This is a genomic window from Virgibacillus ainsalahensis, assembly GCF_055380755.1.
Genome location: NZ_AP043943.1, coordinates 3,701,337 through 3,717,399, shown reverse-complemented (window position 1 = coordinate 3,717,399; position 16,063 = coordinate 3,701,337). Strand labels below are relative to the sequence as shown.

The window sequence follows — 16,063 nt, the reverse complement described above, 5'->3', positions numbered from 1 at the left end:
GGTCAACCTTATAAGCCTCAGCAACCGTTAATCCGGGGCATTAGCGTCATATTTATCTTGAATCTCATCTTTCGCATCTTCAAATTCCTGATCCTTAACATCCGCGAGATCATCCCAGGCCTTCCTGCGAAGGTCTGAGAGCATTTCCAGCCGTTCATCCCTCATGTCATGAAGCATAATGGCTGTATCCCTGCTGATAACTTCCCTTTCTCTTTGCAAGTAGACGATAGCCTCATTGAAATTATGCCTTTCCATTCGATAACGGTCGGCCCACTCTGCACGGAAATCACGCATCATTTCGGCTCTGTCCACATTTTCCACCCTTGCGTCGCCCATTGCATTGGCTTTCCATAGCCGCCATTCACCTGCAAGCTCAGCAGCCTGTTGGAATTCATCCTGCAGCTGATTCTGGTTTTGGACATCGGCATATGTACCTTCCGCAGCCTCCGCAACATCCTCCAGTTGCTGCTGTCCTTCATTATCTACATCAAAACCAATCACATTGACGATTGGAGTAACATTGGATGCTGCAAGATTTTCTGCTTCTTTAACCGGATCCCCGTCACAGGTCTCCACACCGTCACTCACAATATAGATCAAATTTGTATTATTTTCTCCATCATATTCGCTTAGATCTGACTCAGCCATTGAAATCGCCTCAGCAAGCGGCGTCCAGCCAGTTGGGCCGAATTGCTCCATCGCATCCTTGAGATTTGCTTCATCATAAGGTGCTATGTCATAGACAAGTTCATTACTCGCACATGAAATTTCTTTATCGGCATCCGCATTGCTTCCTTCAAAGCCGTATACACGAAGTCCCACATTGGCTTCTTCCGGCAAATCCTTTGCAAAATCAGTAATTGCATCCTTTGCCAGCTCCATTCTAGTCTGGTCTCCCTGGTAATTAGCCATGCTCCCACTGGAATCGAGGATGATTTCCACATTATAATTTTCCTTGAACTGGATTTCTTCACCGTCAATCTCAGGACCATTAATTTCATAATCGCCCCATTGATCCACAACATCCTGTGGATTCGGAAATTCTTCTGCGAATAAAGTCAATAATTTCTTCCAGTACTTTTCGGCCTCTTCCTCGCTAATTTCATCTCCTGTATCAGGAAACTGATCCAATACCTTTTCAATTTCCTCAGACTGCTCCTCATATTCCTCGCCGGAAAATTCCCCATTCGGATATGTAAGCAACTCTTTCAAATCAGCAGCCGGTTCTGGGAGTTCGGCAAAAAATTCATCTTCAACTGCCTTTTCCTGCTGTTCGTCTGTACGCTTCTTCTCTTCTAAATCTTCTTCCAACGTCTCTTGAGAATCACCAGACTCTCCCTCTGTTGTAACATCTTCAACTGATTTGGAGGCACATCCTCCAATCATAAAGACAAATATAATACATACAACATACCACTGTTTACTTTTAAACACGGATCCTCACCCCCTGCTGATAGTAAAAATAAAACCAGTTTACGATTATGGTACCATAACGCAAGGAATGAGAGAAGAGCGGAAACAAGTGAGTCTCATTCTTATAATCTTCTCCCCATAAAAAACCTGCAGCTTTCAACAGGCTGCAGGCTTTTATTCTATTTCATCCGATAAACTCTTGCTTCATAAGGTCTTAACGAAGTGTGCTCCATACCTTCTGCCACTTCGTCATAATTACTGATTTCCAGGTTTCCAATGTGATCACGAAGCTCATCCGGCAGTTGGAATGTAGCCTCCTCCCCAAATAAGTTGGTCATGATCAACATCTTCTCATCGCCTAATGTCCGGGTGTAGGCATAGATTTGATTATGGTTCTCCAAAACAAGATCATATCTACCGTAAATTAATAGATGGTTTTCTTTTCGGATTTGAATTAATTTCCGGAAATAATGATAGATGGAATTCGGGTCAGCCATAGCGTCCTTCACATTGATTTGTTTATAATTTGGGTTGACTTTCATCCATGGCTTTCCTGTTGTAAATCCCGCATTTTCTCCGTCGCTCCACTGCATCGGAGTTCTGGTATTATCACGCCCGTTTTTCCAGATGATTTCCATAATATCCTCGTGGCTTTTTCCATTCGCCCGTTCCTCTGCATAAAGGTTTTTCATGGAGACATCATCATAATCCTCAATCGAATCAAATTGAACGTTCGTCATGCCAATTTCCTGACCCTGATAAATAAACGGTGTCCCCTGCATCAGGAAATACAGAGTTGCGAGAGCTTTCGCTGATTCTTTCCAATATACCCCATCATCCCCCCAGGTTGACACAGAGCGGGGTTGATCATGGTTTTCCAGGAATAGAGCATTCCACCCATCTTCCTCCAGTCCCTTTTGCCATTTGCTTAAGGTTTTTTTCAATGCATGGATATCCAAACCGCCGGTGACACTTTTTCCCCACAGGTCAAGGTGTTCAAATTGGAAAACCATATTAAATTTCCCTTTTTCCTCACCAACCCATTCGTCTGCATCTTCTACAGTGACACCATTCGCTTCGCCAACCGTCATAATATCATAGTTGGAAAATGTTTCCTTTTTCAATTCTTCCAGGAAAACCTGAATCCCTTCACGGTTCATATGACCATCAAAAGACGGGGCAAATTTCTTATTGTCGGGATTCGCTACGTCCGGGAAGCCTGGAACCTTTTTGATATGAGAAATCGCGTCAACGCGAAAACCATCAATCCCTTTATCCAGCCACCAGTTGACCATATCATACAAATCCTTGCGCACATTGGGATTCTCCCAGTTCAAATCCGGCTGTTTCCGGGAAAAAACATGCATATAATAGGCCTCTGTTTTTTCATCATATTCCCAGGCAGAACCGCCAAAAATAGATTCCCAGTTATTCGGTTCCGATCCATTTTTTCCTTCATGCCAAATATAATAGTCTCTGTATGGGTTGTTTTTGGAAGAACGTGATTCCACAAACCATGGATGCTCATCCGAGGTGTGATTGATTACGAGATCCATGATTAATTTCATTCCACGGTGATGTACCTCCTCCAACAGCTGGTCAAAATCCGCCATTGTACCGAAATCTGACATAATTTCCTTGTAGTCACTGATATCATAGCCATTATCATCATTGGGCGATTGATAAACAGGGCTGATCCAGATTACATCGACTCCCAAATCCTTCAGATAGTCGAGCTTGGATGTAACTCCTTGAATGTCTCCAATCCCATCACCGTCTGAATCCATAAAACTGCGGGGATATACCTGATAGGCGACCGCTTCTTTCCACCATATTTTTTTCATAATCGCATTCTCCTTATTGGTCTATTTTATTACTACTTCTACCCCAAAATGATCAGAGATTACCGGCATATTACTTCCATTAAATACAACGGCAGAAGACGGGACATTCACCTTTTCGGATGCAAAGATAAAATCAATCCGCTTTTTCTCCCCATTTTTTTCCCATCCGGCAATCTCTCCACCTACCGTAATTCCGGAATCCCTTTCCTGCGCCAACTGGTAGGTATCATAATAGCCCAAGTCCAAGCAATAAGCATATCCTTCCTGCTTCACACCGGCTTCATTATTAAAATCCCCCATTAAAAAATGTGGTGTGGACTGGTCTACCTGTTCAGCCAATTGATCCATCTGAAAACGGAAGGGTTCTTCTTCATCTTTCCACCAGCCCATATGACAGGAGTAGAAAGCAACTGCCTTCCCATTAAAATCAATAGTTAATCCAACCACTTTCCTTGTCTTCCAAAAGGATGTATCCTCACTGCGACTCACAAAAAATGATTCACGGTAGATGATGGGGTGCTTTGTTAATAAAGCCACCCCTTCTTCAAAACGGTCGTAGCCAATATGGGAAAAATCCCATGTATAATCATATGCTGAACCAAGTTCCTTCAGTTTTTGAATCAGCAACAAAACAAAATTATCTGTCTTCACATTTCCGTCTGTGTTCTCAGCTGTTATGGACTGGCTTACTTCCTGCAATGCAATAACATCATACGATTGCTCATGAATGACTCCCGCTAGTGTATCCATCTTTTCCCACTGATTCTCTTCCTGCCAGGAGTGGCAGTTCAATGTCAATAGTTTCATGCCTCAATCCTCCAAGTAATCCTGTACTTTCGATTTAAGCACATCAGCTTTTGGCCCGTATATTGCCTGAATACCTTTATCTTTCTTCACCATACCCATCGCACCTGTCTTCTTCCAGTCTGCTTCCGGTGCAACCAAATCCACATCTTTGACAGATACACGAAGCCTTGTCATACATGCATCGACTTCTTCAATGTTTTCGTTACCACCAAGCATCTGAACAACCGTAGCAACTTCCGAATCTTTTTCTTCTTTCGCTCCTTGACTGCTTTTCTCTGTCTGACCTCCATCATCCGCTGCCGTATCATCATCCGAATAATTTCCTGCACGGCCAGGTGTCGGCAGATTCAATTTCTTAATAAGGAAATAAAATATAAAGTAACTGATTACAAAGAATACGAGACAGGTCAGAACGAAATTAATAATGTCTACAACCAGCCCTGCATTAATAGCCATCGGCAACCTTGTGAACAACTCGATCAACCCTAATGAATGCAAGCGAAGATTAATCAAATCCGCAACGGCAAAGCTCAGCCCAGCGATCACCGCATAGACACCGTACAATACAGGTGATGCGAATATGAACATGAACTCAATTGGCTCTGTAACACCAGTAATGAATACTGCTAACCCTGCAGAGAAAAACATAGATTTATATTTTGTCCGTTTATCTTTATCAACATTGCGATACATTGCAAGTGCTGCACCAATCAGTACAGCCGTAGAGAGGATCATTTGTCCCATCTTGAACCTGGCAGGTGTTACATCTTGCATCAGTGCATTATAAGCCTGTGTATCGCCCGCTGCCTGCAGGTTAACCAAATCGGATACCCATGCAAGCCACAGTGGATCCTGTCCTGCTACAATTTCTCCGGCAGATCCACCGGTCAGAATCGTATACGTGCCACCAAGTTCCGTATAATTAATTGGAACAGTCAGCATATGATGCAAACCAAACGGCAACAGCAAACGCTCAAGCAGCCCAAAAACAAAGGGTGCCACAAATGGTGCGGAATCTTTAGATGTAGCCAGCCAAATACCAAAGTCATTGATCATTCCTTGAACAAACGGCCATAGTACAGACATAACAATAGCAATGATTACGGACCAGAGAATAACCACAAATGGAACAAATCGCTTTCCGTTAAAGAATGCCAGAGACTCCGGTAGTTTGCTGAAATTATAATATTTGTTATATACAGCCGCTCCGAGAAAACCGGAAATAATACCAATAAACACACCCATATTAAGTGCAGGTGCACCAAGAATGGAAGTGAAATAGTTTTCTACAATCAATTCACCACCAAATAAAGAAGTTACCACAGCTTCTGAATCCATCAGCATTTCACTGGTAACTCCAAATACTGCACCGGTGATCCGGTTAATCAAAATAAATGCCAGTAGTGCAGCGAATGCACCACCTGCTCGCTCTTTGGCCCACGAGCCACCAATGGCAACCGCAAATAATATATGCAGGTTATTAATGATTGCCCAACCGATATCTTCCATCACTCGTCCGATTGTCAGAATAAATGAAATATCATCAACGGACATATTAATTACTTTTCCTAATGAGATCATAATTCCTGCAGCAGGCATAACCGCTACAACTACTAGCAGCGCTTTCCCCAGCTTTTGCCAGAAATCAAATGAAAACATTTTCTTCATCCTGTTTCCCCTCCTGTTTATCTCTATGCAAATAAATATATATTCAGGCAAACGTTTTCCTAAATATTTCTAATGCATTAGTTTGTAATTAATACAAACTAATAAACCTATGCAAGCACTTCCATAAGATCTTATATATATACTTTTACAGAAACTTAGAAAGATTGGCTTATCACGAATGAATTATACTTATGCAATAAGAAGATTTTATACTTTCTTAACTGCTGAATAGAACCTGCTAGAGAGATAATTTATTAAATTATTAATGCAAACGATTGCACTAAATCTATAATCATATTATAATAGAATTGTATTTAGGTCAATAGAGAATTATTTTTTAGTTTGCATAAATTTTTTAAAAGGATGGATCAACATGTTTAAGAACCTGTTCAAAAGCAAAAAAGGAGATAATTCCCTTACCATCTATGCCCCTGTTGATGGGGAAGTCGTCCAACTGGAAGATGTACCTGATCCCGTATTTTCAGAAAAGATGATGGGGGATGGCATTGCAGTGAAACCGGCAAACGGCAAGCTGGTATCTCCAGTTAAAGGAGAGGTAATCCAGGTATTCCCAACGAAACACGCAATCGGAATACGGGCTGAAAACAGTGCAGAGGTATTGCTTCATATCGGTTTGGAAACCGTTCAGCTAAAAGGGGATGGCTTTACTTCGTATGTGAATGAAGGGGATAAAGTAGATGTAGGTGATAAGCTAATTGACTTTGATATCAACATCATTGAGGAAAAAGCAAGCAGCTCTATCACCCCTGTATTGATTACCAATACCAATGAGATGAGTGAGATTAAAAAGGGCACTACCGGCGAGGTCCGTTCAGGTGAAGATAGCGTGCTTTTCGTACAAAAATAATCCCACGGGAGCATTGCTAAACTCTGGGTTATCTCAACCCTTTTTTTATGGATGAACGAAATAAGAACACAGGAGACATGTTGGTTGTCTCCTGTGTTCTGTTTCAAATAGAACTTTCTATGTCTGATTGAAGTGTGCGGCTTCGTAGACTACTATTCCACCAGCCACTCATAATTCAGCTTATCTTCACTGACACTTATTTTCACTGTAAATGCTGCCCCGGTTTGATATTGATCAAACAGATTGCCACGAACTTCATAGAGATCATCACCAACCTCTTCAATCTCAACCATCTCAAGTGAAGAATATTCCAGTTCGTACCCATTCGGCTCCGCGAACTCCGTTTCCAATATACTGACCGCCTCATCATACAACTCTTCATCACTTAAAGCCGGCCCACAAGCCATCAGGAACAATGCAAATAATGCCACAATGGCAACTTTAAACTTCCTCAACACGAAACACCCCTTTGCACATGATTCTTTACAGCAAACCGTTTGGAATGTATACCTATGTTCCATCCATTTTGCAAAAAAAATTGAAATCAGGATAGGATATGAAGTGTCGGTTGAAGTAGTGAATCATTTATTTGAAGTAAATCAGAGGGTTAGTAACGTTGTTTTTTCAATAGAGATATAAAAAACATGTTAAAACTGGATACAAGAACAACCCCCGGTACAGTCATTTTGCTGTATCGAAGGTATGTTAATCAGTGAAAAGAAACACTGATTTATATGTTTAGTACATGGAGGAAACACATCGAAATTAGCAAATAGACAGCTACTCATCCCAGCAGCTGCCTACTTTGCATTAAATCACTTCTTTTTTAGCCCTTGCCTCTTCCGTCATCCTCTTTATCAATTGATCAATCCTTTCCACTTCTGTGCTGGAGTCTTTCCACCAGTTCCTGCTCCAGATGCGGGTAAGGGTCCACCCCTTGCTTTCCAGGAATCGTTGTCTGTACACATCTCTTTCTCTTGCAGAAGGCGCACTGTGATACATTGCCCCATCGCATTCGATTCCCAGGATATATTTATTGGGATTGTGAGGGTGAACAACAGCCATATCAATTCGGTAGCCTGACATCCCGACCTGTGTATCTATTTTGTAGCCAATCCCCGTCAGCTGTTCGTAAACTTCCTCCTCAAACGGAGAATCGAAATGCAGGTTTCTTTCCTGCCTTTTTGTATTCATCTCTTCATTCAGGTCCGTTAATACAGCTTCAATTTTATCCTTCTGCAATTCAGAAACAGCTTTTGCATATTCCATATAGCTCTTTAGAAATTTTGGACCATCATTTTTCGCGTTAGAAACATTTAATTCATGGGGATCAATGCTTGAAACAAGATGGATCTCCTCTTTGGCACGGGTTACCGCCACATTCAACCGGTTTTCCCCGCCTTGCTTCCCCAACGTTCCAAATCGACTATAAACTCTACCCTGCTCATTTTTTGCGTAAGCGATAGAGAAAATGATAATATCCCTCTCATCACCCTGCACATTTTCGATATTTTTCACAAAGATCCGTTCATCCAAATCTCTCGCCATCACCTGATCATAAACAACACCGAATTCCTCATCTTTCTCCGCACGCGCATCTATCGCATTTTCAATGACATCCTGTTGCTTGGCGTTGAATGTGATGATACCAATGGATTTTGAAAAGTCCTTCAACAACGTCTCTTTCAACAGGTCGACTACCGCTTCCGCCTCGACGGCATTGCTTTGGTTAATCCAGCGTCCATCCACCTTATGCCATTGAATGCAGGATGGATCCTGCAAATAGTCTACATTTGGGGCGATCTGGACATTACCGTTGTAATACGCATGGTTGGAGAAGTTAATCAGTTCTTCCGATTTGGACCGGTAATGCCATTCCAGGAGTCTGCCCGGCAGCACACGTTTTGCGAGATTCAGAAGGCTTTCCGATTCCTCAAAATCATCCTGTTCCTCCTCATCCTCACCGGCATCTACTTCACCTTTAAATAACGTGGAAGGCGGCAGTTGTTTTTCGTCCCCGGCAATCACGACTTTTTTTCCTCTGTATATGGAAGGTATGCCATTTTCCACCGTACACTGTGATGCTTCATCAAATATAACCAGGTCGAAAATTTCCTCTTTTAATGGGAAAATTGCTGATGCCATCTCCGGAGAAATCAGCCATACTGGCATAACATCTAGCAGGCCTTTCAACGCATATTGATTTACCAGTTTCCTAACCGGCCAAATCTGTCTTTTTTTCCCGGTCTGATACGTCAGGTCTTTCATTGCTTTTCCATTAGAATCCTTCACTTCCTGAAGCACTTTCTCTTGCGATTCTGCAATAATTTGATGGATAGGCTCTGTTTTTCCTCTAAGCATTCTTTTAACTGATCCCTCGTATGGGAAAAATCATCCGTTCCTATTTTTGTAAGGATAGGATGCTTTCGTTCAATCTCATCAATCCAGTAAGTATATGTCGATTGCTCAGCGATGTCCTTCCAATGGGCCGCCAAATCCTTGTGAATATAATCCTTGCTCTTTTCTTTCAATTCATCGATTATTTCTTTCATAAAAGCAGGGCTTTCATCATACATCCTGTCCATGTTCCTTAGCTCTTCAAAGTCCTGTGTTACATATTCCATCTGCTTATCCAGTGCGGATAATGGAATATCTCCTTTAGCTATTTGATCCTGGTATTCTTTGATCGTTTCTTTTGAAAAATACCCCTTCATTTCATTTAGCGCAGTGGACATATTCTCAGAGACATTGGAAAGTTCATATAAAATACGCAGGCTCTGTCTCAACTTTGGCCATTCTTTGGAAGATAGACCATTGAATTTATTTCCTTCGACCAATTCTTCAACAATCGTTTTTCCAGTAAATGATGTCCACCACCATAGACGCAACTTCTGGAGGGTTTTCTTTTCCTCCGTACTTAAATCACTGTAGATCTTTTCCAGCTTATCATTTACCTGCCAACTGTATTCCGGGGTAATCGATTCATCCTCAAAGTGCTCAAGGTGTTCCATACTCTGTTCAGCTTTCTCCATCGCTTTCTTTAAAATTTCCACGATCCTTACTCTGTCTTTCATTTCCAGTTCAGCAAAAGATTTTCTCCCTTTCAGTGGGTAATCCTCTGCTCCAAAGCGACTATAATAATTACCATAGGAGAAAATCTTCATTAATACATCGTTCAAATTATTTTTGTTCAGTTCCTGTAAAACATTATCCAGACTCAAAATCGCATCTTGCTGGTTTGCGGGTTTTCCAAGGCCATATAGGTCATAGGCTCTGTAACCATGCGACTGAACCTCGTATAAGCCTGTTGCAATATTGTCCAGTTTCCTTTCCGTCTTTACGATCTTCTCGGAAAGTTGGTAAAACTCCTCCTCCAAATCTTCATAGCTTCTATCAGACGCCAATTGCTGGTTCAACTTGCGATACAAGGATCTTCGGTCATTTTTCTCATCATGTAGCAACGCAACATTTGCGAATAATCCGAGGGAATCCAAACGTTGGTACACCACATCAAGGGCAGCTCTTTTCTGTGTCACCAAAATGACTTTCTCATTATTGGCCACAGCATTAGCGATCATGTTCACAATGACCTGAGACTTCCCAGTACCTGGTGGACCGTGCACAACAATCCCTTTTTCATCTTTTAAAGAATCAATGATTTTTTCCTGTGAAGCATCCGTATCCAGAACAAGAAATTTGGATTTCTCCTCTTCCAAAGGCTCTTCGCTGGAAGTATCTGGTCCCGGAAGATTATCTGTTGTATAATCCCCCTCTTCCTCACCAACTTGCAACAGCTCGGATACCAGTCCCAGATCATCATTTCCTGCTTCAATCAGTTCCATAAAATCTTCATAATCCTTTAACATCGCTGAATTCCCCTGCGGAAAGTGGCCAAGGACAGCCATGTTGTCCAGCTGAAAGCTTCCTTTATCAAACGCAGGGATCTCGTCTTTGTTGTAACTTTGAACTTTCAGCAGCTCATCTTGAGAACCGTAATCAGCTTTTAAGGAATAGCCTTCCAGCCAGTCAGCCCATTCCTTCAGATTAATCTGGTCCGCCTTTTCTTCCGCTTCATCATAAATTGTTTCCGGCACATGTAGATTACTCAGTTTCTGCAATGCCAGGAATAAAGAACGATTCAGCTGAGGAGCTTCATCCGTGATAGGTTCCACATGCCACTGGATTCCATGCTTCTTCACCCTTTCAAGTCTAACTGGATACAGAAACAATGGAGCCCTGACGTACGTGCCATCCATCATGGAACCGCTAATGAAAGGATAGCCAAGATACAGATCATAAAGACCTGTTTCCTCCTCGATGGATTTCACATTCCGGTATAAGGAATTTAACTTTTTCGACAAAATCAATGCTTCCTCATCTGCCACATCCTGTTTCACCAGTGTCTTTGCCTTTCTCGCTATGAGGTCATGCAGAAGATTGGAAGGCTCTTTATTTATCCTATTGACCTCACTTATATCAAACGACCATTTATCATAAAGTTTCAACATACGGATTGAACGATTCCTGCGGCTGAGATCGTTCAAACGATCACGCAGCAGGACCATTTTTTCTTTCATTTTGATCACCTTGGGATTATGTATTTATTCTAGAGCTATTTTACTAGTTGAGTATATTATACATGTTGGGAATTCGTAATAAAATGAATAGATCACTTTCAATATAAATGAAAAGGAAAGGTTAAGAATAGATATCGTAAATGAGGAGGATATGAGACCATTTACGCACCAGAGATTGCACAATTAAACAATAATCTTATTTGCTCTAGTCACCAATCCTGGTGGCATTTCCTCCCTCAATTTCCAAGTAAAATTAATTGGTTTTTCTCCTGAATGATTTACGTATTCACAAGTTCCTAAGAATGTAAATGGCGATGTATAGCCAAACTCCTTTTTATATTCCCTGACAAAAAGGGAAATCTTTTGATCCCGTTCCTTATGATTGATGTACCTTTTTGCTGTTTCGCTGGACTCAGATATGGTGCTTTGGCTTTGCCAATGGAATAACTTTTCATTGATTGCATAATCCTCGTATAAAGTTGAAGGCGAGAAGTCCTTTTCCGACTTATTAAAAGTAATAAAGAATGTATCTAGTTTCTTATCTTTAAAGTTCTTAACACCTTCTCTAAAAGCAGGACACTTTTCCTCATCGAAAAACCCTAATGCTGCCATAATCTGTTCTTTTGAATAGGTTGAATGTACAGTTAATGGGGTCGTGAATTCAAAATCATTCTCTATTTCCACTGTTTTAATCGATTGAAAATTAAACTGCAATAATTCTAGGATTTCTGTTCGCATTTGTTCATTATCTAAAATATGTTCCAGCCCATCTTTTATAGAAGAAATGCCCTCTTTGGCCGGTTCTTTTTGAAAGAATGAATAATACAACATATTAACCATTAATTTTTCTTCTTCATCTACATCCATTTCACCTTTAGCCTCAACATAACGAATGAAGAAATCTAAAAGCTTTCTTGAGTTTAAATGAAACAACTTCGGTAACCTTTTTGTAATCTGTTCTTCGTTCGAGCAATGAAAATCACTTGCCATTCCCGCTGTCACTTTCATACGTTGAAAGGATCGGTTACTACTTTTCCCATAAAAGTCATAAAGTGTTAAATGATAATGTGTTAAGAAGTTCGCTAATGTTAATTCTAAACCCGTATCCTGTTCAAAATACTTCATCCTATTTACGAGGTTTTGTTTCGTATTAGCTGTAGCTTTGATATTTTTCAAGATGTATTCTTTTGCTTGTTTTTCTAATTGGATAAAGCTTCCCCTTGGTAGATTAGAAAATCCTTCATCTACATAATGCTTAATTGAATGTTTTGTTTTTCCAATAAGCGCACGAAACTTTTCTTCAAAACTATAATTTTTATGAGCTTGTCCAATGAAATCTAGCACAGTTAAACACTCTTTACCATCTACTATCCGTAAGCCTCTACCTAACTGCTGTAAAAAGACAGTCAAACTTTCTGTAGGTCGTAGGAATAAAATAGTATTTACTTCTGGTATGTCTACCCCTTCGTTATAAAGATCTGCAACAAAAATGAATTTTATTTCTCCATTTGTTAGCTTTTGCTGTGCTGATTGCCTTACCTCTTTGTCGGAACCACCATGTAAAGCAATTGAAGAAATGCTTCTTTGATTAAAGTAATTGGCCATATACTTTGCATGTTCTACGCCAGCACAAAAACCCAACCCTTTTACTTCATCTATATCCGTAACATATTTATATAGGCTGGTAACAATTTGGTTACTACGAATTTTATTATTTGTATATACGTTCTCTAACTCTTTTAAATCATATCCTTTTCTACTCCATTTTAAAGTAGACAAATCTACTGTATCACTAACAGCAAAATACTGAAAAGGACTTAAAAGCTTTTTATCAACAGCTTCAGTTAACCTCATTTCTGACGCTACTCTTCCATCAAAGTAAGAAAGAATATCTTTACCATCCATACGTTCCGGAGTGGCTGTTAAACCCAATAATATTTTTGGCTCAAAATAGCTTAAAAATGTCTGATACGTTTTAGCCGCGGCATGATGAAATTCATCAACAATGATAAAATCATAAAAATCCTTCGTTATTCGTTCATGTATTTTCATACTATTAAAAGATTGGATACTTACAAACAAATGATCCATGGAAGACGGGTTACTACCCCCAACTAGCAAATCACCAAAATTAAAGTCTTTTAATATTGCCCTAAAGGTATCTCTACTTTGTTTCAAAATTTCTTCTCGATGTGCCACAAAAAGTAACCTTGAATGATTTCCATTTTGCTTTCTAAATTTTTTATAATCAAATGCTGAAATAACTGTCTTTCCAACACCTGTAGCAGCAACAAGTAAATTTTTATTTCGGCCAAAAACTTCTCTTTCCGCCTGCAGGTTTTCCAGCATCTCCTTTTGATAGTGATATGGTTTTATATCCAACGTGAAGTGTACATCGTTTTCTTCTAGCAGGTTTTTCTTTTTTAATGCCTGCTTTAATTGCACTTTATTAGATTGTATATCACCATTAAACGCTTTAAACTCACCATCGTTCCAGTAACTTTCAAACGTAGCCTCAAATTTTGCTATAATATCGAAGGAATCCTTTTCAGTAACTTTCATATTCCACTCTAATCCAGATGTTAACGCAGGATTTGATAAATTAGAAGATCCTATGTATGCTGTCGTAAAACCTGTATCACGTTTAAACATATAGGCCTTGGCATGAAGCCGTGTTCGATTAACATCATATGATATCTTAATTTCTGTATTGCTCAGCTTACTTAATTCGATAACAGCCTTATAGTCTGTAGCTTCCATGTATGATGTAGTAATAACCCTTAGAAGCCCACCGTTTTCTGTGAATGTTTTTAATTCTTCGATGATACATCGAATTCCGCTCCACTTAATAAATGAAACTAAAAAGTCGATCTGATTTGAAGATAATATCTCTTTCTTTAATTCGCTAAGCATATCCGGCTCATAATTAGATCCCGTAAAAAGGGAGCTTTCGGCTATGGACGTGATCGGACGAATTGTCCTATCCTTTTTAATACTTTTTATTGAGTTTATTTTGGAATAGATTGAATTAAGAACTTCTCCTTCTTCATCTATTTGTAACTTATCAAATTCCTTTTCATCCAATTCTCTACTTAAAGTGGAAATAATGTTATTACATGTATCAATTTGCCTAAACAGAGCTTCTTTATCGTCTGTTTCATTATCCCTAACATATTTAAGCGCTTTTCTTGTGATAGAGGAAATATATGAAGCTAAAACCTTTCGAGCCTCTTCCACATCTAAAAGATCTTTTTCCAGTTCAAAGTGCCCTTCATCTAATAAACTAAGTTCATTTTTTACTTGCTTATTAATAATTTCCTCGTAGATACCCTGTTTCACTAAAAGTCCACCTCATTTCTAACACTATAATTACCTCATTAATTCCAAATATTTCAAAAAATATAGGAATAATTCGAACCTCCACTCATTTCCAATTTATAGGCTAATCTTACTACTCACCTATAAATATATCAAATTGCTCATCAATTAAAAAAACTACCCACATATTGCGAGTAGCTTTAGTCACGCTATAATATTCGTTCATTTGATAGCTTTTCAATAGCTGGTATATCTGCTGGAGCCCAATCTAGAGTTACCAGCTCATTTGGAGACAGCCATTTTATTTCTTTGTGTTCTGTTAATACAGGTTCACCTTCAAGAAGCTTACAGTAATAGGTAGTCAAATGAACGATCCCGAAATCATATTCATAAACTGTATGCGCTACTTGTTCACCAATTTCTATTTCACAATGCATTTCTTCATTAATTTCTCGTTTTAAAGCTTGTTGAGGAGATTCCTCTTCTTCAATTTTTCCGCCTGGAAACTCCCATTTATATGCTAATGTTTTTGTTGATCCTCTTTGGGCACATAGAATTCTATTGTTATCAAGAATTACTGCTCCGACGACGTGGATGTTCTTTTTCATTTTGTTCTCCTTGTCTTTCATATACTTATTGAATATGATCATTTAATCATTGAGACAATTTCGATAGATCAATCTGGATTACTTGATTATATAATTATCCAATCCTACCTAACCACACCTAAATAAACTCCCCATACTTCCGCTTATCCCTGCACTCCTCACATCTATCTGGCTTACGCTTGTTCTCTCCCATCGTTTCCACTCCCTTTAATGTGAATCATTATTTACCGTTTTACACTTATTCCAGTAGGTAATAGATTTGCTCCAACTTATGGCTACTATAATAAATTCAGCTACATTATCTTACAGCTATTTTATCATAAACAAACCGTTTAGCTCTATCATGGAAAAGGAATATACAATAAATACGAGGTGAGAAAAATGGAAATCTATACAATCGGTCACTCCACCCATTCGAAAGAAGCATTTCTGGACATGCTCCATTATGCCGGAATTGAAGTGCTCATAGATGTACGTGCCTACCCAGGAAGTCGTAATTTCCCGCAGTTTTCCAAAGACCATATGCCTGGTTGGCTGGAGGAATATGGCATTGTCTATCGGCATATCCGAAAACTTGGTGGCAGGCGGAATAAATCGGGTGAAGTTTCCCCTGACTTAAACGGGGCGTGGAATAATCAATCCTTTCATAATTATGCGGATTATACACTCACCCCAGCCTTTCGTGAAGGAATTGATGAACTTGTCACACATGCCACCAGTAACCGAACTGCATACTTTTGTTCGGAGCGGCATCCTGCACGATGTCATCGCTTGATTATCAGTAACTGGCTTGGGGCAAATGAATGGAATGTGAAGCATATTATTGATGGAAATGGTGGAGAAATAGGGCTAATTTCTCATCAGCTTGGAGAGTGGGGAGCTATGCCAATTATTGAAGCGGATGGAACTGTGGTGTATCCGGATTTTAAATAAACAAAGCCCTTTCACACAATAGTGAGA

At 39.7% G+C, this 16,063-nt stretch carries 11 protein-coding genes; 2 read left to right on the top strand and 9 right to left on the bottom strand.

Annotated elements, in window-relative coordinates:
- Positions 1 to 27: 27 nt before the first annotated feature.
- The 4 genes from ACZ427_RS18445 to ACZ427_RS18430 form a co-directional block, all read right to left on the bottom strand.
- The gene (locus ACZ427_RS18445) at positions 28 to 1,434 is read right to left on the bottom strand and encodes a VWA domain-containing protein (protein WP_461177368.1); all 1,407 of its coding nucleotides are present in this window, start codon (positions 1,432 to 1,434) and stop codon (positions 28 to 30) included.
- Positions 1,435 to 1,592: 158 nt separating this feature from the next.
- Complete coding sequence (locus ACZ427_RS18440; RefSeq protein ID WP_461177369.1) at positions 1,593 to 3,257, bottom strand: glycoside hydrolase family 13 protein; 1,665 nt, start codon at positions 3,255 to 3,257, stop codon at positions 1,593 to 1,595.
- A 21-nt stretch (positions 3,258 to 3,278) separates the two neighbouring features.
- Positions 3,279 to 4,064 carry an endonuclease/exonuclease/phosphatase family protein gene (locus ACZ427_RS18435; RefSeq protein WP_461177370.1) on the bottom strand — a complete coding sequence of 262 codons (786 nt, stop codon included), beginning with the start codon at positions 4,062 to 4,064 and terminating at the stop codon, positions 3,279 to 3,281.
- 3 nt (positions 4,065 to 4,067) lie between these two features.
- Positions 4,068 to 5,732, bottom strand: coding sequence for a PTS transporter subunit IIBC (locus ACZ427_RS18430; protein WP_461177371.1), 1,665 nt, complete (start codon positions 5,730 to 5,732; stop codon positions 4,068 to 4,070).
- 373 nt (positions 5,733 to 6,105) lie between these two features.
- On the opposite strand from ACZ427_RS18430, the gene ACZ427_RS18425 reads away from it, so the two are divergent.
- Complete coding sequence (locus ACZ427_RS18425) at positions 6,106 to 6,600, top strand: PTS sugar transporter subunit IIA (protein WP_461177372.1); 495 nt, start codon at positions 6,106 to 6,108, stop codon at positions 6,598 to 6,600.
- Positions 6,601 to 6,752: 152 nt separating this feature from the next.
- Here the strand turns inward: ACZ427_RS18425 and ACZ427_RS18420 are convergent, their stop codons facing one another.
- The 5 genes from ACZ427_RS18420 to ACZ427_RS18400 form a co-directional block, all read right to left on the bottom strand.
- The gene (locus tag ACZ427_RS18420; protein ID WP_461177373.1) at positions 6,753 to 7,055 is read right to left on the bottom strand and encodes a hypothetical protein; all 303 of its coding nucleotides are present in this window, start codon (positions 7,053 to 7,055) and stop codon (positions 6,753 to 6,755) included.
- A 355-nt stretch (positions 7,056 to 7,410) separates the two neighbouring features.
- A complete protein-coding gene (locus ACZ427_RS18415) occupies positions 7,411 to 8,961 on the bottom strand; it encodes an AAA domain-containing protein (protein ID WP_461177374.1) in 1,551 nt (516 codons plus the stop codon).
- A complete protein-coding gene (locus tag ACZ427_RS18410; protein ID WP_461177375.1) occupies positions 8,889 to 11,177 on the bottom strand; it encodes a DUF4011 domain-containing protein in 2,289 nt (762 codons plus the stop codon). Before ACZ427_RS18410 ends, ACZ427_RS18415 begins: the two co-directional genes overlap by 73 nt.
- Before the next feature lie 183 nt (positions 11,178 to 11,360).
- Complete coding sequence (locus tag ACZ427_RS18405; protein ID WP_461177376.1) at positions 11,361 to 14,516, bottom strand: DUF3427 domain-containing protein; 3,156 nt, start codon at positions 14,514 to 14,516, stop codon at positions 11,361 to 11,363.
- A 188-nt stretch (positions 14,517 to 14,704) separates the two neighbouring features.
- On the bottom strand, positions 14,705 to 15,103 hold the full coding sequence (locus tag ACZ427_RS18400) for a (deoxy)nucleoside triphosphate pyrophosphohydrolase (protein WP_461177377.1): 399 nt from the start codon (positions 15,101 to 15,103) through the stop codon (positions 14,705 to 14,707).
- Between the two features lie 381 nt (positions 15,104 to 15,484).
- Between ACZ427_RS18400 and ACZ427_RS18395 the strand changes: the two genes are divergently transcribed.
- Positions 15,485 to 16,036: a DUF488 domain-containing protein gene (locus tag ACZ427_RS18395; protein ID WP_461177378.1), complete on the top strand. Its 552-nt coding sequence runs from the start codon at positions 15,485 to 15,487 to the stop codon at positions 16,034 to 16,036.
- The last annotated feature ends 27 nt before the right edge of the window (positions 16,037 to 16,063 follow it).